We start from the raw sequence: 18,441 nt of genomic DNA, 5'->3' as shown, positions 1-18,441 counted from the left end.
CGTCCAATCGCGAAGAGCGGGCCCTACAACGATTCGTTTCTTGGGCACTTAGCATTCGACGACGTTGACGGCGAGGCCGCCCATCGCTGTTTCCTTGTACTTAGTGGACATGTCCTTGCCCGTCTCACGCATCGTCACGATCACCTCATCCAACGACACCCGATGCGTCCCATCACCCCACAACGCCATCTTCGTAGCATTAATCGCCTTCGCCGCCGCGATCGCGTTCCGCTCAATACACGGAATCTGCACCAAACCCCCGATCGGATCACACGTCAACCCCAGATTATGCTCCATCGCAATCTCCGCAGCATTCTCCACCTGACCCGGCGTACCACCCATCACCTCAGCCAAACCAGCAGCAGCCATCGACGACGCCGACCCCACCTCACCCTGACACCCCACCTCAGCCCCCGAAATGGACGCCTGCTCCTTATACAACACACCCACCGCACCAGCAGCGAGCAAGAACTTCACCACCACATCATCCCGATCCGCCTGGGTGGCCTTATCCATCCCCGGCGCATAATTCAACGCGTAATACAACACCGCCGGAATAATCCCCGCAGCACCATTAGTCGGAGCCGTCACCACCCGGCCACCAGTCGCGTTCTCCTCGTTGACCGCCAGGGCGATCAGGTTGACCCATTCCTGCCAGTACTTCGGATCGTTCCGGTCCTTGTCCTCCTTCAGGAGCCGCTCCAACCAATCCGGTGCACGACGACGAACCTTCAAACCACCCGGCAACACACCTTCACGCTTCAACGAGGTCTCAACACAGGCCTCCATCACGGCCCAAATATGCAACAGACCCTCACGGATCTCCTCCTCAGACCGGGACGCCCGCTCGTTGATGAACATGATGTCGCTGATCCCCAGCCCCTTGGACGCGCACCGGCCCAACAACTCCGCCGCCGTCCTGAAAGGCAACGGCAACTCCTTCTTCGACTCCTCCAACTCCTCACGGGCCGCGTCTTCCTCACCCTCCCGGACAATGAACCCACCACCCACCGAAAAGAACGTCGCCTCCCGCAGCACATTCCCCTCAGCATCAGAGACAGCAAACTTCATCCCGTTCGTATGCCGCGGCAACACCGTCAACGGATGCAGAACCATGTCTTCCAGGGCGTAGTCGAGGAGCACGCCGCCAGCCAGGTTGAGCTTCCCCGTGTCGGCGATGGAAGCCAGCCGCTCCTCCACCTCATCGGGCAGGATCTTCTCGGGTTCAAACCCTTCGAGCCCCAGCAGCACAGCAGTGAAGGTCCCGTGCCCCTTGCCCGTCGCGGCCAAGGAGCCATAGAGATCAACCCGTAAAGCCGCGACGGAATCGAGCACGCCGGACTCACGCAGCTCAGCAGCAAACACCGCCCCAGCACGCATCGGACCCACAGTATGAGAACTCGACGGACCAATACCCACAGAGAACAGATCAAAGACCCCAACGGCCATGGTGATTTCCTAACGACGTACAACGAATAGAACCCGCCCCGCCCCCAACAAACGGAGCGGACCCTCAAACCCAGATCAACAAACCAAGCCCACCAAACCCCCGAACCCGGCTGCCCCCGGCCCCCGTACCCCGCCATTCCGGGGGTTCCCTGCCAAACATGCCGTGCGCACGGCACACCCCGCAGGGAACCCTCGAATCGGCTAGACAGGGGCCGGCGTAGGACGTCGGCCCGCCAAGAAGGTAGGGCCAACCCGAGCGGACTCAGCCTAGGTTCGCTGTCCCCGGGTACAGCGGGTGCGCCGCAGCTAGAACCTCGACGCGGTGACGCAGCCCGGAAAGGTCAGCGTCGGCGTCGGCGATCAGTACCTCGGCGATGATGTCCGCAACCTCACGGAAGGCTGCTTCGCCGAATCCGCGCGTTGCCAAGGCCGGGGTGCCGATCCGCAGGCCGGAGGTGACCATGGGCGGGCGAGGGTCGAACGGGACGGCGTTGCGGTTGACGGTGATGTCGATCGCGGCGAGGCGGTCCTCAGCCTGCTGGCCGTCGAGTTCGCAGTTGCGCAGGTCCACGAGCACCAGGTGGACATCGGTTCCGCCGGAAACCACGGAGATGCCCTTCCCTGCGACGTCGGGCTGAACGAGTCGCTCGGCGAGGATCCGGGCCCCAGCAAGGACACGTTCCTGGCGCTCACGGAATTCCTCCGAGGCAGCGATCTTGAACGCCACGGCCTTGCCGGCGATAACGTGCTCGAGCGGTCCGCCCTGCTGGCCCGGGAAGACGGCCGAGTTGATCTTCTTGGCGATGTCGGCGTCGTTGGAGAGGATGATGCCGCCACGGGGACCTGCCAACGTCTTGTGCGTCGTGGACGTGGTCACATGCGCGTGCGGGACCGGGGACGGGTGCAGCCCGGCGGCCACGAGACCCGCGAAGTGGGCCATATCCACCATCAGGTAAGCGCCCACGGAATCGGCGATCCGGCGGAATTCAGCGAAGTCCAGCTGCCGCGCGTATGCGGACCAGCCGGCAACGATCAGTGCCGGTTTGTGTTCCTGGGCCAGACGCTCAACCTCGGCCATGTCCACGGTGTGGGTGTCCTCGCGGACGCCGTAAGGGACCACGTTGTAGAGCTTGCCGGAGAAGTTGATCCGCATGCCGTGCGTGAGGTGCCCGCCGTGGGCCAGGTTGAGGCCCATGATGGTGTCGCCGGGCTTGATCAGCGCGTGCATCACGGAGGCATTGGCCTGGGCGCCGGAGTGCGGCTGAACGTTCGCGTACTCGGCACCGAACAGTGCCTTGATGCGGTCGATAGCCAGCTGCTCGATCACGTCTACGTGCTCACAGCCGCCGTAGTAGCGCTTGCCCGGGTAACCTTCGGCGTACTTATTGGTCAACACCGAGCCCTGCGCCTGCATCACGGCGACGGCCGTGTGGTTTTCGGACGCGATCATTTCCAGGCCGTCGCGCTGGCGACCCAGTTCGTCGTCGATCTTCGCAGCGATCTCGGGATCCAGCTCGGACAGCTGGGCATCCAGCGACGCCGACACCACCTGCTGGTAGTCAGTCACAGATACCGGGTTCACAGTTCTCCACCGTTCGTTGCAGCGTATTCTTCGGCCGACATGAGCGGCCCTTCTTCCGTTGCGGCCACCTTGAACAGCCAGCCGGCACCGTAGGGATCGTTGTTGATGAGCGCGGGATCGGTGACGACGGCGTCGTTGATCTCGGTCACCTCACCGGTCACCGGCGAGTACAGGTCCGAGACCGACTTCGTCGATTCCACCTCGCCACAGGTCTCCCCCGCGGTCACAGTAGAACCAACCTCGGGCAGGTCCACATACACAATGTCGCCCAGGGCATCAGCGGCCACCGCGGAAATCCCGATCCCCACCGGCCCGTCCCCATCGACGGCAACCCACTCGTGCTCAGCCGAGTATTTCAATTCAGCAACTACCTTGCTCATAAGATTCCTTCTCTCTAACTTAAGACTTTCAAGATCACCTGAGGCAGGTTGACAAATCAACCAGCACTTAGGGGTTCAAACAGCGCCACCATCCACAATGGTTCGGGTCCGGCAACCGGAAGCGGACTGGCCCCTGTGGAGCCGGCCTCCGGCAGCGGGCGTCCAAGGGAGCATCGCGTCCGCCCAGCGGGCGCTTATGCGACCGAGCCCGCAGAGGAGGTCGGCTCCGCCGGGCTTCGATGAGTCACCGGCCACTCCCGCCGGGCTATTTAGTGCGCTTGTAGAACGGCAGCTGCACGACTTCGAACGGCTCGGCTTTTCCGCGGAGGTCTACGTCCAAGATGGTGCCCGGTTCGGAATGCTCGACGTCGACATACGCCAAGGCGATCGGGTAACCGAGCGTCGGGCTTGGCTGGCCGGAGGTGACTTCACCGATCAGGGAGCCGTCTTTGAGGACCGAGTAGTGGGCGCGGGCGGCGCGGCGTCCGGCGCCTTTGAGGCCCACGAGCTTCTGGCCGAGAGTGGATCCGACGCCGGCGGCCTTGATGGCTGTCAGTGCATCGCGGCCAATGAAGTCGCTTTCCTTGGCCAGGGAAACCACGGGGCCCAACCCTGCAGCGTAGGCGTTGACGTGGCGGGAAAGCTCGTTGCCGTAGAGGGGCATCCCGGCTTCCAGCCGCAGGGAGTCGCGGGCAGCGAGTCCGGCGGGGATGAGACCGTGGCCTTCCCCGGCGTCGAGCAGGGCTTCCCAAAGGCCAGCAGCATCGACGTTGGGAAGGTAGATTTCGAAGCCGTCCTCACCGGTGTATCCGGTACGGGCCAGCAACAGGTCCTGCCCGTTGATGGAGACCTCCACGGCCGCGTAGTACTTCAGTTCGGTGACCAGTGCGTGCTGCTCTGCCGGGACCAGAGGAAGCAGGATCGCCTCGGCGTTGGGGCCCTGCACGGCGATCAGCGACGTCTCTGCCGAAGCGTCTTCCACCACGACGTCGAACCCGGCCGCACGGTCCTTCAGCGCAGCAGCAACTACCTTCGCGTTGCCCGCGTTGGGCACCACCAGGTACTTGTCCACGCCTTCTTCGGGAGAGGGACGGCGGTAGGTAATGAGGTCATCAATGATGCCGCCGTCTGCGTTGCAGATCAGCGAGTACTTGGCTTTGCCCACCGCGATGGCGGACAGTTTGCCCACCAGCGCGTAGTCCAGGAAGGCGGCTGCTTCGGGGCCGCTGACCCAGACTTCGCCCATGTGGGAGAGGTCGAACAGGCCGGCGGTCTTGCGGACGGCGTGGTGCTCGGCGAGCTCGGACTCGTACTTCAGGGGCATCTGCCAGCCGCCGAAATCGGTGAAGGAAGCGCCGGCCTTTTTGTGCTGCTCGTAAAGAGCGGTGTAATTCTCAGACATGTCAGGAGTCCTTAGTTTTCGAAGTCAGCAGTGTTCTCGAATGCCTCGAGGGGCGGGCACGAGCACACAAGATTCCGGTCACCTGCGGCGCCGTCGATCCTGCCGACCGGCGGGAAGTACTTGTCCTGCTTGAGGTGGTGGACGGGGAACGCGGCCTGCTCACGCGGGTACTCACGGTCCCAGCCGGAATTTACGACGGCGGCAGCCGTGTGCGGCGCGTTGCGCAGCGGCGACTTCTCAACAGTGAAATCACCGCTGGCCACCTGCTCGATTTCGGCACGGATGGTGATCATGGCTTCGATGAAGCGGTCGATCTCGGCCAGGTCCTCGGACTCGGTGGGTTCCACCATCAACGTGCCCGCCACCGGGAAAGCCAGGGTGGGGGCGTGGAAGCCGAAGTCGATCAGTCGCTTGGCCACGTCCTCGGCCGTGACACCCGTGCGGGCAGTCAGCTCGCGGAGGTCCAGGATGCACTCGTGGGCAACGAGTCCGCCCTCGCCCGTGTACAAAACCGGGAAGTGCTCATCCAAGCGCGAAGCAACATAATTCGCTGCCAACAGAGCAGACTTGGTGGCTTCCGTCAGTCCTTGGCCACCCATGAGCTTCACGTACGCCCAGGAAATCGGCAGCACACCGGCGGAGCCATAACGCGACGCCGAGATGGCCACGCCATGCCCTTCCTCGTGCGCCGCTTTGTTCGCGTCGCCCGGCATGAACGGAGCCAGGTGTGCCTTCGCAGCAACAGGGCCAACGCCCGGACCGCCGCCACCGTGCGGGATGCAGAAGGTCTTGTGCAGGTTCAGGTGGGACACGTCGCCGCCGAACTTGCCCGGCTGGGCCAAGCCAACCAAGGCATTCAGGTTGGCGCCGTCAACGTACACCTGGCCGCCGGCTGCGTGGATGGCGTCGCACACTTCGCGGACGTCAGCGTCGTACACACCGTGCGTGGACGGGTAAGTGATCATGATGCAGGACAGCACGTCCTTGTTGGCCTCGATCTTGGCCGTCAGATCAGCATGATCAATAGTGCCGTCAGCAGCCGTGGCCACCACAACAACCTTCATGCCCGCCAGCACAGCCGAGGCAGCATTGGTACCGTGAGCCGAAGCGGGGATCAAGCAGACAGTGCGCTGCTCGTCGCCACGTGAAAGGTGGTAGCCGCGGATCGCCAACAAGCCAGCCAGCTCGCCCTGCGAACCGGCGTTGGGCTGGATGGAGACCTGGTCGTAACCGGTGATCTCCGTGAGGTCCGCCTCGAGGTCGGTGATCAGTTCACGCCAACCGGCCGTCTGGTGGTCCGGAGCGAACGGGTGGATCGATGCGAATTCCGGCCAGGAAATAGCTTCCATCTCAGCAGTCGCGTTGAGCTTCATGGTGCACGAGCCCAACGGAATCATGATGCGGTCCAGCGCGAGGTCCCGGTCTGACAGCTTGCGGATATAGCGCAACAGCTGCGTCTCGGAACGGTGCGTGTTGAACACCGGATGCTGCAGGAAATCGGAGGTGCGGACCACGGATGCGGGCAGTTCGAACCCTGCTACGTCCCCTACCGGGCCGGCACCAAAGGCGACGGCCACTGCGGAGAGGACCTCCGGCGTCGTGGTTTCATCAACCGAAACGCCAACAGTGTCAGCGTCGATGAGCCGCAGGTTGATGCCGCGGGCTTCGGCGGCTGCGATGACCTTGGCAGCTTTGCCGGGAACACGGACGGTGAGGGTGTCGAAGAAGGCCTCGGAGACGAGTTCGCGGCCGGCCTTCTGCAGGGTCGAAGCCAAAACGCGGGCGTGTCCGTGGACTGTTTCGGCGATCGACTTCAGGCCCTCGGGACCGTGGTACACGGCGTACATCGAGGCTACGATCGCCAGCAGAGCCTGGGCGGTGCAGATGTTGGACGTGGCCTTTTCGCGGCGGATGTGCTGCTCGCGGGTCTGGAGCGCCAGGCGGTAGGCCGGTACGCCGGCGTTGTCCTTGGAGACGCCCACGATGCGGCCGGGAAGCGTGCGTTCCATGCCTTCGCGGACGGCCATGTAGGCAGCGTGCGGGCCGCCGAAGAACAGCGGCACACCGAAACGCTGCGCGGTTCCGACGGCGACGTCCGCACCTTGCTCGCCCGGGGGCGTGATGAGGGTGAGCGCCAAAAGATCGGCGGCCACGGTCACCAGGGCACCGCGTTCCTTGGCGTCGGCAATCACGGCCGTGTGGTCGAAAACGCGGCCCGAAACGCCAGGCTGCTGCAGGACGATACCGTTGATGTCGCCGTCGGGAAGTCCGGCGGACAGGTCCGCAATCTCAACTTCGAAGCCCAGAGCCTCGGCCCGGCCCTTCACGATCGCGATGGTCTGCGGGAGGAGGTCGGCGTCGAGGACGGTCTTGCCATCCTTGGCAGCCTTGTTCTTGTTGGCCCGGCGCATCAGCAGCACGGCCTCGGCCACGGCGGTGGCTTCATCCAGCAACGAAGCGTTGGCAATGGGCAGCCCCGTGAGGTCCTGCACCATGGTCTGGAAGTTCAGGAGAGCCTCAAGGCGGCCCTGCGAAATTTCAGGCTGGTACGGCGTGTACGCCGTGTACCAGGCCGGAGCTTCGAGGATGTTGCGGCGGATAACGGGCGGCGTCACGGTGTCGTAGTAGCCCTGCCCGATCATCTGGACAGCGGTCTTGTTCTTGGACGCCAGCTTGCGGAGCTCGGAGAGGACCTGCACCTCGGTGAGGGCGTCCTGCAACTTCAGGGCAGTGTCCTGGCGGATGGAATCGGGGACGGCGACGTCTACCAGGCCGTCGACCGAGTCGTAGCCGATGGCCTTGAGCATGGTGTCAACGTCGGCTTGGCGGCGGGCGCCAATATGCCGGTCCGCGAAGGCGGTGGGGGTTGATTGAACAGTCAAGAGGAACTCCATGATTCAGGCGCCCAGTGAGCGCTCGATGATGTGGGTTCCTCCCCGCTCTGTATTGGACCTGAGAGATTCCGCAGGAATGGTTGCCTGCTTGCACCGTCGGTGAGCCCGGTTGCCCGGACTGCTTTCCAGAGTTGCCTAACCGCGGCGGTACATGGGCCTGAGAGATTCCTGGGGAGGATTTGCTCCTACGGCGCCTGACTGGATGTACCGGCAGGACTCTCCCGCCGCAGATCAAAAGCGTTGCATCACCATGAGTGACACGCTTCACACCATAGCGGGTTGTTTTGAAAAAGCGCAAGCAAGGTGTGGCTACTGATGCATGGCTTCATGAATCTGCAACGCAAACCACAACTGGGCAACGGTGGACGTTTCACCCATGTCCAGCCCCGTCAGCTCGCCGATTTTCCGGATTCGGTAGATGATGGTTTGCCGATGCGCGAACACCGCGGCAGCAGTCTTCTGCCACGAACGCTGCGAATCCAAATATGTCCGCAACGTGACTATCAGATCGCCGTCCTGGCCCTGCTCGTAGTCAAAAATCGGGCCCAGGAGACGCCGGACCAGCGCGGTCCCTTCCTCAAAACCGGTGAGCCCCAGCCATGACGGCCCCTCCGCGTACCGAGCCAGCCCCAGCTTGTTGGCCCGGGCTGAACCGAGCGCCCAGAGAGACTCTTGCAGCGCCCTTTGGATACCGGTCACATCCGCCGGCGCACTGATCCCGATCGCGGCGTTCGCCCCGGCGCAATGGACCAAGACGTCATCCGACACGCCCGCGGGGACCACCACGTGGAGCCTGTTGTTCCGCTTCAACGACGCCGACGCAACCCCGTGCCGCCACAGTTCGATGTGCACGTCAGCCAGCCCGCCGACGTCGTCCGCTGCTTTAGCGCCCGCCGTGGGAATGCTCGCCGTCATGGAGGCGAGCAGGAAATCCTGGGGCGCAACCTCGAAACCCGCCAGGCGGCTCTCCATCTCGGCCGCACCCAAACGCCCATCCATGGCCTGCAGCAGGAACTCGCCGGCAAGCCGATGGCGGCCTTCCAACGACAAAACGATGCGCGAAAGCTGCAGTCCCAGCACGGTTGCGGCATGAAGGAGTACGACGGCGTCCGGGTGCGGTTCGCTGTTAGGCAGCACCACCAGGAGCGCGTTGGCATGCGTGGGAATGTCCATGGTGAGCACGTGCCTGCCGCGGATGCGGTGCCACTGGAAGTTCTTCCCCGCCAGGCCCACCTGCCCGGACAACGGCGCCCATTCCTCGGCGAGGAAGACGGGGAGTGATTGCCCGTCCGGATGCCAAGGATGGAGGCATCGGCGGTCCACCACGAAGAGTTCCGCGTCGAGTTCGGTTGATAGCCGCTGGACGAGGCTCTGCCAATGGTCCTCGGACGCTCCGGCGGTGCGGAGAAGATCATAAACGCGGGCTGTTTGCCGTAAACGGCGGGACTCTTCGAGCAGCGATGACTCGGCAACCGAACGGGCTATGGCGATGAATGGCAGCGGATACGGGATGTTGATCAGGGGCAGCGGGAGCCGGTTGCAGGCCTCCAGGAACTCGTCCGTTAGCGGCGGCGCGTGCATCTTTTCACCGATCGCCAGTGCACTGGCACCACTGTCCATCAATGCCTCGGCGAGCGCTACTTGGGCGGCTGCATCAGAGGGAATGGAGAGGCCGTTGGTCATCATGAGCTCACCGCCGGTGACCCACTCCCACAGCCTGGGGAGGTCCGAGGTGTGCGCCCAGGTGATCCGGTTGTCCAGGCCGGCCGACCCGGCCAGAAGGGTGAGCCCCAGCTGCGGCTCTGCGATGAGTTCCGCTACGGTGATCGCCATTTTGTGCTCCCTGCTGTCCTCGGGTGGCGGTCCACCGGCGGCTGTTAGACAAAGGTATATGCGGCTTCGTCATTTGTAGTCAAAGTGTAGGTAGTCGAAGTGACTCGGGTCACCAAGAATTGAACTACTTACTCCCCCCGCTCCCCAAGAGCACTCACGAGAGAGGGATGCAATGAGCGCAACAAGCAACCTCATTGACGATGCCCCACTGACCGCGTTCCACAAGAAGCTGACGTTCTTCGCCTCCGGCGGTCCGTTCATCGATGGCTATGCCTTGTCCATCATCGGCATCGCCTTGATCACCATGACCCCCGGGCTGCAGCTCAGCACAGGTGAAATTGGCTTGATAGGCGCGGCCAGCCTGGTGGGTATCTTCTTCGGCGGTGCCATCTTCGGCTGGCTCACCGACAAGATCGGCCGGCACAAAATGTACATCGCCGACTTGATCGCACTGGCAGTCTTCTCACTCCTAAACGGATTCGCTACTGAAGTGTGGCAGGTTGTCCTGTGCCGGTTCTTCCTTGGAATGGCCATCGGCGCCGACTACCCCATCGCCACCTCGCTCCTGGCAGAGTTCCTGCCAAAGAAACACCGCGGCCGCCTGCTGGGCGCCACCTTCGTTGTCTGGGCCGTTGGCGCGGCCGTCGCGTACGCCGTCGGATATCTGCTCCGGGACATGGGACCGGATGCATGGCGGTGGATGGTCGCCAGCCCTGCCATCTTCGCCATCATCACCCTCCTGTGCCGTCTCGGAACCCCCGAGTCTCCTCGCTGGCTGCTCTCCCGTGGGCGACGGGATGAGGCTGACGCGGTCATCAAGAAGGTCTACGGACAGCAGTACGGGCTGAGCGATATCGCTTCCGACAGCGAGGGACCAGCCAAACAAGGCCGGTTCCTGGACATCTTCCGGGGCCAGTATTGGAAGCGCACGTTGTTTGTTTCCATCTTCTGGACAGCCCAGGTGATCCCGCTCTTCGCCGTCTACACCTTTGCTCCAGACCTTCTAGCTTCTTTCGGCATGCACGGCGACGCCAACCTTTACGGGGGATCGTTCCTGATCTCCATGTTGTTCGTAGTGGGTGGCATTCCCGGCCTGTGGCTCGTGGAGAAAATCGGACGACGCAAGCTGCTTCTCTGGAGCTTCGGCATCATCGTGGTGGCCCTCGCCATCCCGGCCTTCATTCCCAACGTCCAGGCCGCACCATTGTTTATCGCCTTGGCGATCTTCGCGCTGGCTTCCGGCGCCTCCAGCTTCCTCGAAGTTGTGTACCCCAACGAGCTCTTCCCCACGGAGGTCCGGGCAACGGCCGTGGGCTTCGGTACTGCCATCAGCCGGATCGGATCGGCCGCCAGCACGTACTTGATGCCCATCGCAATCCTGAGCTTCGGTGCTGCCGGTTCCCTCCTCATCGGCGCCGCCATCTCCTTGGTTGGACTGGTAGCGACGTTCCTGCTCGCTCCAGAAACGGCCAACAAGTCCCTCTCAGAACTCACCAGCAATAAGAAGCCGGCCAGCCCGGAGACCAACAAAGTAACCGAAGGATCCCTGTCATGACCACTCACCAGCCCATTGGCCCCGTCGATGCCACCAAGGTTCCCCGCTTCGCAGGATTGGGTACATTCGCCAGGCTGCCACAAATTGACCGCGTCCCCGACTATGACATCGCGATTGTTGGTGTCCCGTTCGACGGCGGTACCTCCTACCGCCCCGGCGCCCGGTTTGGTCCGGCCGCAGTCCGCGAGGCCTCCCGCCTGTTGCGGCCCGGTTACCACCCTGAACTGGACGTCGAGCCTGTCAACGAAGTACAGGTTGTTGATGCTGGCGACATCGCTTGCACTCCCTATGACATCGCCCGCGCAGTGCGCGAGATCGAAGAACAAGCCCGTCCCCTGATCAGCAAGGACAAGAAGCTGATTTCCATCGGCGGCGACCACACCATCGCCCTCCCCATGTTGCAGGCACTCAACAAGGTTCACGGCCCAGTGGCACTGCTCCACTTCGACGCCCACCTAGACACGTGGGACACATACTTCGACCAGCCAGTTACGCACGGAACCATCTTCCGCAGGGCCTTTGAGGAGGGCCTGCTGATCGAAGACAAATCCATGCACGTCGGTATCCGCGGCCCGGTCTATGATCGCAACGATTTCCTCCGGGACCACGAGTTCGGCTTCCAGATCATTCGCTGTTCCGACCTGGATGTTATCGGCGTCCCGGCGGCCATCGATCAGGTCAAGCAGAGTCTAGGTGACACTCCCGTGTACGTATCCATCGACATCGACGTTCTTGATCCGTCCTACGCGCCGGGCACGGGCACCCCGGAAATGGGCGGCCTCCATTCCCGCGAACTTCTGGCACTCCTCCGCGGCTTGAACGGCATCAACATCGTAGGTGCCGACGTCGTTGAAGTAGCCCCTGCCTACGACCATGCCGATATCACTAGCGTGGCCGCAGCAACAGTGGTGTTCGACCTCTTGGCCTTGATGGTAAATCGAGGTAAGGGCGCCACGGTGTTAGGCCACGAACTCGAATCGGCTTCCGCCTGATCGAGCTGTCTATTTGAAGTACGCAATGGGGTCAAGTGTCCAGGCCGGCCGCTTGACCCCACGCGGAAACCTCGGAGTGGTATTTTGATCTCTGCTGGAGGCAGACACTCGCACCCAATCGGAGGACCATCCATGTTTAAGGGTTTCAAGGACTTTATTCTTCGCGGAAACGTGATCGAGCTGGCCATTGCTGTGGTTATCGGCAGTGCTTTCACCGCCCTTGTGGCAGCATTCACCAACCACATCATCAACCCCGTCATCGCCGCCGCCGGCGGCATGAACGCCGAGGGACTCGGCTTCAAGATCTGGGAGAACAATCCCGCCACGTTCGTTGACTTTGGCTCGGTACTGACGGCCCTGGTGACCTTCGTCATCACTGCAGCCGTGGTGTACTTCATCTTCGTGGCACCGATGAACAAGATTAACTCCTTGGTCAAGGAGCGCCTCTCCACTGAGGAGCCCGAAGAAGAGCCGCTGCCTGCTGACACTGCACTGCTGGCAGAAATCCGCGACCTCTTGAAGGACGCCGCTGCCCACCGCGACGCAGACAACATCTCGGAACTCGACTCAGACCTCGATTCCGACCGCACCCGCTAGAACTGGCAACACCCTAGGACGAGCAGCTCGCTGCGAGCCTTCCTTCCCAGTTGCTTGACCTGAGCCCGGCGTTCTCCCCGCGAGAACGCCGGGTTCTTGCGTTTCCGGCCCGGCGACGTGAGCACCAACCGGGAAGGAGCGCTCGTTAATCGAGCTGACCTCAGAACGTGACGCACAAGCAACGGGTTCGAAACCGGGGCAGTGCAGCATGAAAACATGAAGCCCAACCCGAGCACTCCCGTCACCGCGGATCTCCTCTGTGATGTCTGCGGTCAATTGCCCGAAGCTTCCAAAGCCCGGCTCACGCTCGCGAACATCGCGGTCATGCTTCCCATCGAATTGCTGGTCCATGCGGCAGTGGTTGGAACCCATCTGCCCTACGTGGCCAAGGTCCTGCTGCTGGCAGTCACCGCCACGGTATTGGTCATCTGGGTGGCTGAACCGTCCGCTGCCAAGGTCCTCCGACGCTGGCTGCACGCGCCGGCGCTCCGGCAGCGGCGCACACTGCACCTCGCTCCTGCCCTGTGGCGCGCCCGGACCGTTCTGTTGGACCAGCCAGGGTCCCTGCAGAAGGTCACTCAGTCCCTCGCCAAGTTGGACGCCAATATCCTCAGTCTTCATGTCCACCCGATGACCGGGACCGGCTCAGCTCAGGCGGGTCTCTCCGCTCAGACAGGTGCCGGTGAACGGGTGATGGACGAGTTCGTTCTGTCCACACCGGGCGAAATTACTGAGCAGGAACTGCTGAAAGCACTGCACGACGGCGGCGGGCATGAGTCCCATGTTTGGCCCACCACTGCTTTGGCCATGGCCGACGGCCAAACCAAGGCGCTGAGCCTCGCCACCCGGATCGCGGGGAATCCACAGGAGCTTCCCATGGTCGTCGCCGAGCTCCTGTCCGCAAAAGTAGTCCCGTTCGATCCTGAACGCCCCATACCGGAGGCGACCACCGCCGTCGGGCCTTCCTGCGACATCCTCAAAATCCCGACGGCGTGGCACGGCCCGCTGCTCTTCTCCAGACCCGGTGAGCCATTTTCACCCGCCGAATCGGCTCGGGCGCACAGGTTGGCCGAGCTAGCGGAAATCCTGGCGCACACTCCTGCCGTGCCCCGCCAAGCCGCCGGCACGTTGTAGCGTCCGCGACACATTCACCGCTTGCGGCTGCGGAGGCGGCCACCATGCGGTTGTCGTGCGAAGATTTCTCCGACACTTTCGCATCGCACTATTTCTTTCATTGGGGGACCCATGTCTGACAGCTCACCATCCAACGCGCCCGAATTCAGCGGGCGGGATGCACGGCCAACTCCGGAACCCCAATTCGGAATCCGCGTTCCAGCCGGGCAGGGTCCTGAAATCCCTTCCTGGCACCCTGAAGCCGCACCGTCCCAGCAGGACACCACCCAGTCAAAGCGGTTCAACACCTCGGCCGCTGGCTCTGTCTCCCGCGAGGACATCGGACGGGGTACCTTGTTCGCGTTGGCAGCGCTGCCGATCGGTGTCATTCTCTGGATGATCATTTGGAACCTCGGATGGATGTCATCCCTGGTGACCTACGCGGCCGCTTTTATGGCGGCAAAGTTCTATGTCATGGGTGCGGGCGCGCTGAGCCGCAAGGGTGTCTGGGTGGTGGCTGTCGTCACTGCTGCGACGGCGCTGGCATCCTTCCTCGGCGGGGTCTGGCTCGATGCCGTGAAGTTCCTGGGCCGCGAACCCCTGGCCATGGTGATGAGTTCGGAGCCGTGGGCCTTGATGGCCGACAACTTTGCGTACAACCCCGACTTCGTTGGCAGCTACATGGGTGATTTCCTGCTGGCACTCCTGTTCGGCGCCCTCGGTTGCTTCTTTACTCTCCGGCAGCTCTTCGCCGCAACCAAAGAGTCATAGGACGGCTTCCGTCAGGACGCGGTACCAGGGGAATATGCTGCCCTTGCCGAGAGGTGTCCGGGAGTTAGTCCTCGTCGATCTTTTCGAGAAGTTTCCCTAAAGCATCACGAATATCGTCGTAGTCGTACTGGCCGGCTCTGCTCTCAGCCGAGATGACACCACAGCGGTGAATCTTCTTGAAATCGCCGATGGGGAATTTGTAGTGGCCCTTTTGGTCCTGGGGATGATCGTCATCCACACCCAGGAACCACTTGGAGTACTCGGCGTGCCCGTGCTTGTCCAGAAAGGCGTTTTCATCCTTGGTGTCGGGAGCGTGTTCGCTCCAGTCATCGCGATTGTCCTTGACCACCTTGCCGTCGCGGATCAGGTGCTTTGCGTGGTCAAAAGCCTTCTTGTTGAGTTTCACGGTCATGACGCAGCCTCGCTTGGATGTGGCGGGTCGGCCTGGGTAAGGCAACTCGTACGGTCCAGCATAGGACTACCGCGGACTGCCCGAAAAGCCCCGGTGGTCCGCCCCGGATCGGTCCAAGACCTCAGCTCATGAGGCGTACCCAGAGGCCCGCGCCGCGTTCTTTCATCACCAGCCGACGTTGTGTGGCTCCTGCTTGAGCAAGCCACAGCACCGTGCCGTCAGCAGTGACCGCTTCCACCATGCCCTGATCCAGGATGTCGTTACCGTCCCAGATCTGGACCGTGTGCCCCACCAGCGTCCTCCAGTTGTTCACCCTCTTGCCCTGTGCCGGCCCAAAGCGCGACCCTTTCAGCGAATCCTCATTACCGTTCTGCAAATGGATGCCTCCTCGCCTGCTGTACAAATATTCCTTGAAAGGTTTCTGTACAAGAGGTGTGCCCGAGCGACTCAGTCCATGACGGAATTTCGCGGCCGAATTGACGAGAGATACGTCTCGTCTCCTAGAGCGCCTTCACCGCCCCCAGGACCTTAGTCAAGGATTCCTTCGCATCACCAAACAGCAGGGTGGTTTGGGGCTCATACAACAGTTCGTTCTCTATACCGGCAAACCCCGGACGCATTGAACGTTTGAGGAACACCACCTGACGGGCGTCGGCGACTTCCAAAATGGGCATTCCGTAGATTGGCGAACCTGAGGTGGTCTTTGCCGCAGGGTTCACAACATCGTTGGCGCCCACCACCAGGGCTACGTCGGTGGTCTTGAACTCCGAGTTGATGTCGCTCATCTCCTTCAAGGACTCATACGGCACATTGGCCTCCGCAAGGAGCACGTTCATATGGCCCGGCATGCGGCCCGCCACAGGATGGATGGCAAAGTCCACCTCAATTCCCCGTGATTCCAGGGCCAAGGCAAGCTCAGCGGCAGTGTGCTGACCCTGGGCGACTGCCAGGCCGTATCCCGGAACGATGATCACCCGCTGCGCATAGCCGAGCAATACTGCCACGTCTTCCGCGCTGGAGGAACGCACGGGCCGTTCGCTCACGGCAGTTGAGCCCGCGGTGGATCCACCTTTGAAGGCCCCGAACATGATGCCTGCGACGCTGCGTCCCATCGCGGCGGCCATGGCCCGGGTGAGGATGGTGCCCGAAGCCCCCACCAGCGTTCCGGCCACCACAAGGAGGACATTGCCCAGTACCAGTCCGGATGCCGCGACGGCCAGGCCAGTGAAGGCATTCAGGAGCGAAATGACAATCGGCACATCAGCGCCACCCACGGGGAGCACCAACAGGATTCCGGCAGCGAGACCCAACAGCAGCAGGACCAGCGCCAGTACCAAGGAGCCGTTCAGGATCACCACCACTCCAGCGCCCACGGCGGCCAGCAGCACCACAGCCATCAGGGCGGGCAGACCGGGGAACGTCACGGGCCGGGTAGTCATGAGCCCTTGAAGTTTGGCGAAAGTTACACCGGACCCGGCGAAGGACACCGCCCCCACCAGCAACGTGAAGACGATGGCCAGGCGGACCCACGGATCACTTGTATGAGAGAGTTCCAGCAACGCCACCAGGGCCGCAGCGCCACCACCCACACCGTTGAAGAGGGCCACCAGCTGGGGCATCTGCGTCATTTGCACCCGGCGGGCCACCGGCGCTGCGACGCCCGAGCCCACAGCTATGGCCCCAAGAATCCAAGGAATGTTGTCCAGTTTCACGGAGACAAACACCGTCACCACAGCCAGCAGGGCACCGAAGGCCCCAATGAGGTTTCCGCGCCGGGCAGTCCGTGGTGAATTCAGGCCCTTCAGGGCGAGAATGAAGCAGGCTGCCGCGGCGAGGTACAGAAGCGCCGTCCAGGTGGGATTGAGAAGCGTCATTGCCGGCGCTCCTTTTTGGCCGGCTCCACGGAGCCGCGATCTTGAGGAACTCCAGCGCTCGACGGCGGCCGTTGCCGTCCGCGGAACATCTCCAGCATCCGGTCGGTCACCACAAAGCCACCCACGAGGTTGGCCGTGGCAAGGACAACGGCCAGCAGTGCGACCACCAACACCCAGGGGTCAGCCGCCTGTCCTGCCACAATGATGGCACCCACCAGAATGATGCCGTGGATCGCGTTGGCACCGGACATGAGCGGTGTGTGCAGGGTGCTGGAAACCTTGGAAACAACCTCAAAACCGACGAACACCGCCAGGACGGTGATCGTCAGCAGGCTCATGCCATCCATCAGCGCACTCCTTCGCTGCCGAGTGCCGCAAGTGCTTCCGCAGTGGGTGCGTGCCGGACGTTGCCGTCGTGGGTCAGGCACGTTCCAGCCACCACTTCATCCGAAAAGTCGGGGGAAACCGCGCCGTCCCGCGTCATCAGGGCCAGGAGGTTGGCGACGTTCTTTGCGAACAACCGAGAGGCATCAGCGGGCATCGCCGACGCCGCGTCTTTGATTCCTACGAGTGTCACGGACCCCTGCCCGTCGCCGGTAGGGATGGGGACGTCCTGCCCTGGAATACTCCCCTCGACGTTCCCACCGGATTCGGCTGCCAGATCCACCACCACGGATCCCGACCGCATCCCTTGTACCATTTCGCGCGTCACCAAAAGCGGGGCGCGCCTTCCAGGTACGGCAGCTGTGGTGATCAGGACATCGGCCTGGGCCACGTGCGGTGACAAAAGCGCCCGCTGCAGGGCGCCCCTGTCCGCGCTGAGCTCCCTGGCATAACCGCCCGAAGCCTCTGCGGTTTCAAGGTCCAACTTGATGAATGTTCCTCCCATGGATGCCACTTCATCGGCCGATGCCGGCCGGATGTCATTCGCAGAAACCCGGGCGCCCAGCCTCTTCGCTGTTCCGATCGCCTGCAGACCGGCCACCCCTGCGCCGAGCACCAGCACACGGGCCGGCGGAATGGTCCCCGCTGCCGTCATGTACAACGGGAAGAACCGCGGGAGCCGCATGGCCGCCTCGAGGACGCAGCGATAACCTGCCACCAGGGCCTGCGAGGTGAGCGCATCCATGGACTGGGCACGCGATATTCGAGGAACCAGTTCCAGCGCAAAGGAGGTAATGCCCCCGGCGGCGAGCGCCCGCACTGTGGGCAACTCCGAGGACGGCGACCCCAATCCAACGGTGACCGAACCCCGGCGGAGAGCTCCCGCCGTCGACGGTTCCATGGCACGCACATGGCAGTAGACATCTAGTGTCCCGAGATCCAGTGACTGTACTACCGTGGCCCCTGCTGTGCGGTAGTCATCGTCGCTATGGCCGGAGGCCAGGCCGGCGCCGGACTCCAGTTCAACGTCAAGGCCCAGCCCCACCAATTGCTTCACCGTTTCCGGCGTTGCGGCAACACGTCGCTCACCGTCGAGCGTCTCGCGCGCTATGCCTGCCTTCACCAGCCACCCCTTTTCCGGAACCCTCCAGAACTCAGTTGGCATGAGTCTATGACTGCGAGGGGCCGGACGGGAGTAGGGGC

Annotated in this window: 16 protein-coding genes and 1 riboswitch; of the genes, 5 read left to right on the top strand and 11 right to left on the bottom strand. The window is 62.7% G+C overall.

Annotated elements, in window-relative coordinates; genetic code table 11:
* Nucleotides 1–48: 48 nt before the first annotated feature.
* The 6 genes from ACIQH5_RS06675 to ACIQH5_RS06650 all read right to left on the bottom strand — a co-directional run bounded on the left by ACIQH5_RS06675 (nucleotide 49) and on the right by ACIQH5_RS06650 (nucleotide 9,540).
* The gene (locus ACIQH5_RS06675) at nucleotides 49–1,449 is read right to left on the bottom strand and encodes an L-serine ammonia-lyase (protein WP_400401403.1); all 1,401 of its coding nucleotides are present in this window, start codon (nucleotides 1,447–1,449) and stop codon (nucleotides 49–51) included.
* Between the two features lie 262 nt (nucleotides 1,450–1,711).
* Entirely contained in the window at nucleotides 1,712–3,031 is a 1,320-nt protein-coding gene (glyA, locus tag ACIQH5_RS06670; protein WP_400401401.1) for a serine hydroxymethyltransferase, read from the bottom strand.
* Complete coding sequence (gcvH, locus tag ACIQH5_RS06665) at nucleotides 3,028–3,411, bottom strand: glycine cleavage system protein GcvH (RefSeq protein WP_090821801.1); 384 nt, start codon at nucleotides 3,409–3,411, stop codon at nucleotides 3,028–3,030. The genes glyA and gcvH overlap by 4 nt, the downstream gene beginning before the upstream one ends.
* A gap of 265 nt (nucleotides 3,412–3,676) precedes the next feature.
* Entirely contained in the window at nucleotides 3,677–4,813 is a 1,137-nt protein-coding gene (gene gcvT / locus ACIQH5_RS06660; protein ID WP_400401399.1) for a glycine cleavage system aminomethyltransferase GcvT, read from the bottom strand.
* Between the two features lie 11 nt (nucleotides 4,814–4,824).
* On the bottom strand, nucleotides 4,825–7,695 hold the full coding sequence (gene gcvP, locus ACIQH5_RS06655) for an aminomethyl-transferring glycine dehydrogenase (protein ID WP_400401397.1): 2,871 nt from the start codon (nucleotides 7,693–7,695) through the stop codon (nucleotides 4,825–4,827).
* A gap of 147 nt (nucleotides 7,696–7,842) precedes the next feature.
* A riboswitch (glycine riboswitch) is annotated at nucleotides 7,843–7,941 on the bottom strand.
* 75 nt (nucleotides 7,942–8,016) lie between these two features.
* Nucleotides 8,017–9,540, bottom strand: a complete 1,524-nt coding sequence (locus tag ACIQH5_RS06650; RefSeq protein WP_400401395.1) for a PucR family transcriptional regulator — start codon at nucleotides 9,538–9,540, stop codon at nucleotides 8,017–8,019.
* 172 nt (nucleotides 9,541–9,712) lie between these two features.
* On the opposite strand from ACIQH5_RS06650, the gene ACIQH5_RS06645 reads away from it, so the two are divergent.
* The 5 genes from ACIQH5_RS06645 to ACIQH5_RS06625 all read left to right on the top strand — a co-directional run bounded on the left by ACIQH5_RS06645 (nucleotide 9,713) and on the right by ACIQH5_RS06625 (nucleotide 14,568).
* A complete protein-coding gene (locus ACIQH5_RS06645) occupies nucleotides 9,713–11,095 on the top strand; it encodes an MFS transporter (protein ID WP_400401393.1) in 1,383 nt (460 codons plus the stop codon).
* Nucleotides 11,092–12,087 carry an agmatinase gene (speB, locus tag ACIQH5_RS06640; protein ID WP_400401391.1) on the top strand — a complete coding sequence of 332 codons (996 nt, stop codon included), beginning with the start codon at nucleotides 11,092–11,094 and terminating at the stop codon, nucleotides 12,085–12,087. Before ACIQH5_RS06645 ends, speB begins: the two co-directional genes overlap by 4 nt.
* 132 nt (nucleotides 12,088–12,219) lie before the next feature.
* A complete protein-coding gene (gene mscL, locus ACIQH5_RS06635; RefSeq protein ID WP_400401389.1) occupies nucleotides 12,220–12,684 on the top strand; it encodes a large conductance mechanosensitive channel protein MscL in 465 nt (154 codons plus the stop codon).
* A 216-nt stretch (nucleotides 12,685–12,900) separates the two neighbouring features.
* On the top strand, nucleotides 12,901–13,818 hold the full coding sequence (locus ACIQH5_RS06630; RefSeq protein ID WP_400401387.1) for an amino acid-binding protein: 918 nt from the start codon (nucleotides 12,901–12,903) through the stop codon (nucleotides 13,816–13,818).
* A 111-nt stretch (nucleotides 13,819–13,929) separates the two neighbouring features.
* A complete protein-coding gene (locus tag ACIQH5_RS06625; RefSeq protein ID WP_400401385.1) occupies nucleotides 13,930–14,568 on the top strand; it encodes a hypothetical protein in 639 nt (212 codons plus the stop codon).
* Between the two features lie 64 nt (nucleotides 14,569–14,632).
* On the opposite strand, the gene ACIQH5_RS06620 is transcribed toward ACIQH5_RS06625, so the two are convergent.
* The 5 genes from ACIQH5_RS06620 to ACIQH5_RS06600 form a co-directional block, all read right to left on the bottom strand.
* Nucleotides 14,633–14,980, bottom strand: coding sequence for a hypothetical protein (locus tag ACIQH5_RS06620; protein ID WP_400401383.1), 348 nt, complete (start codon nucleotides 14,978–14,980; stop codon nucleotides 14,633–14,635).
* Between the two features lie 121 nt (nucleotides 14,981–15,101).
* Nucleotides 15,102–15,356 carry a hypothetical protein gene (locus ACIQH5_RS06615; protein ID WP_400401381.1) on the bottom strand — a complete coding sequence of 85 codons (255 nt, stop codon included), beginning with the start codon at nucleotides 15,354–15,356 and terminating at the stop codon, nucleotides 15,102–15,104.
* A gap of 124 nt (nucleotides 15,357–15,480) precedes the next feature.
* Nucleotides 15,481–16,854 (bottom strand): NAD(P)(+) transhydrogenase (Re/Si-specific) subunit beta, encoded by a 1,374-nt coding sequence (locus tag ACIQH5_RS06610; protein ID WP_400401379.1) that lies wholly within the window; start codon nucleotides 16,852–16,854, stop codon nucleotides 15,481–15,483.
* On the bottom strand, nucleotides 16,851–17,201 hold the full coding sequence (locus ACIQH5_RS06605) for an NAD(P) transhydrogenase subunit alpha (RefSeq protein WP_400401377.1): 351 nt from the start codon (nucleotides 17,199–17,201) through the stop codon (nucleotides 16,851–16,853). Before ACIQH5_RS06605 ends, ACIQH5_RS06610 begins: the two co-directional genes overlap by 4 nt.
* Complete coding sequence (locus ACIQH5_RS06600; protein ID WP_400401862.1) at nucleotides 17,201–18,361, bottom strand: Re/Si-specific NAD(P)(+) transhydrogenase subunit alpha; 1,161 nt, start codon at nucleotides 18,359–18,361, stop codon at nucleotides 17,201–17,203. The genes ACIQH5_RS06605 and ACIQH5_RS06600 overlap by 1 nt, the downstream gene beginning before the upstream one ends.
* Between the last annotated feature and the right edge of the window lie 80 nt (nucleotides 18,362–18,441).

The sequence above is a fragment of the Paenarthrobacter sp. NPDC091711 genome (assembly GCF_044756605.1).
In the GTDB taxonomy this organism is placed as follows: Bacteria; Actinomycetota; Actinomycetes; order Actinomycetales; family Micrococcaceae; genus Arthrobacter.
Note: the sequence above shows the minus strand (reverse complement) of the source record. Positions and strands in the feature narration are given on the sequence as shown.

Bases quoted from the DNA above. Each gene is read 5' to 3' on its own strand.
- ACIQH5_RS06610 (WP_400401379.1), bottom strand. From the start codon at position 16,854: ATGACGCTTCTCAATCCCACCTGGACGGCGCTTCTGTACCTCGCCGCG.
- speB (WP_400401391.1), top strand. From the start codon at position 11,092: ATGACCACTCACCAGCCCATTGGCCCCGTCGATGCCACCAAGGTTCCC.
- ACIQH5_RS06650 (WP_400401395.1), bottom strand. From the start codon at position 9,540: ATGGCGATCACCGTAGCGGAACTCATCGCAGAGCCGCAGCTGGGGCTC.
- gcvT (WP_400401399.1), bottom strand. From the start codon at position 4,813: ATGTCTGAGAATTACACCGCTCTTTACGAGCAGCACAAAAAGGCCGGC.
- gcvH (WP_090821801.1), bottom strand. From the start codon at position 3,411: ATGAGCAAGGTAGTTGCTGAATTGAAATACTCGGCTGAGCACGAGTGG.
- ACIQH5_RS06675 (WP_400401403.1), bottom strand. From the start codon at position 1,449: ATGGCCGTTGGGGTCTTTGATCTGTTCTCTGTGGGTATTGGTCCGTCG.
- ACIQH5_RS06620 (WP_400401383.1), bottom strand. From the start codon at position 14,980: ATGACCGTGAAACTCAACAAGAAGGCTTTTGACCACGCAAAGCACCTG.
- mscL (WP_400401389.1), top strand. From the start codon at position 12,220: ATGTTTAAGGGTTTCAAGGACTTTATTCTTCGCGGAAACGTGATCGAG.
- ACIQH5_RS06605 (WP_400401377.1), bottom strand. From the start codon at position 17,201: ATGGATGGCATGAGCCTGCTGACGATCACCGTCCTGGCGGTGTTCGTC.
- ACIQH5_RS06625 (WP_400401385.1), top strand. From the start codon at position 13,930: ATGTCTGACAGCTCACCATCCAACGCGCCCGAATTCAGCGGGCGGGAT.
- ACIQH5_RS06645 (WP_400401393.1), top strand. From the start codon at position 9,713: ATGAGCGCAACAAGCAACCTCATTGACGATGCCCCACTGACCGCGTTC.
- ACIQH5_RS06630 (WP_400401387.1), top strand. From the start codon at position 12,901: ATGAAGCCCAACCCGAGCACTCCCGTCACCGCGGATCTCCTCTGTGAT.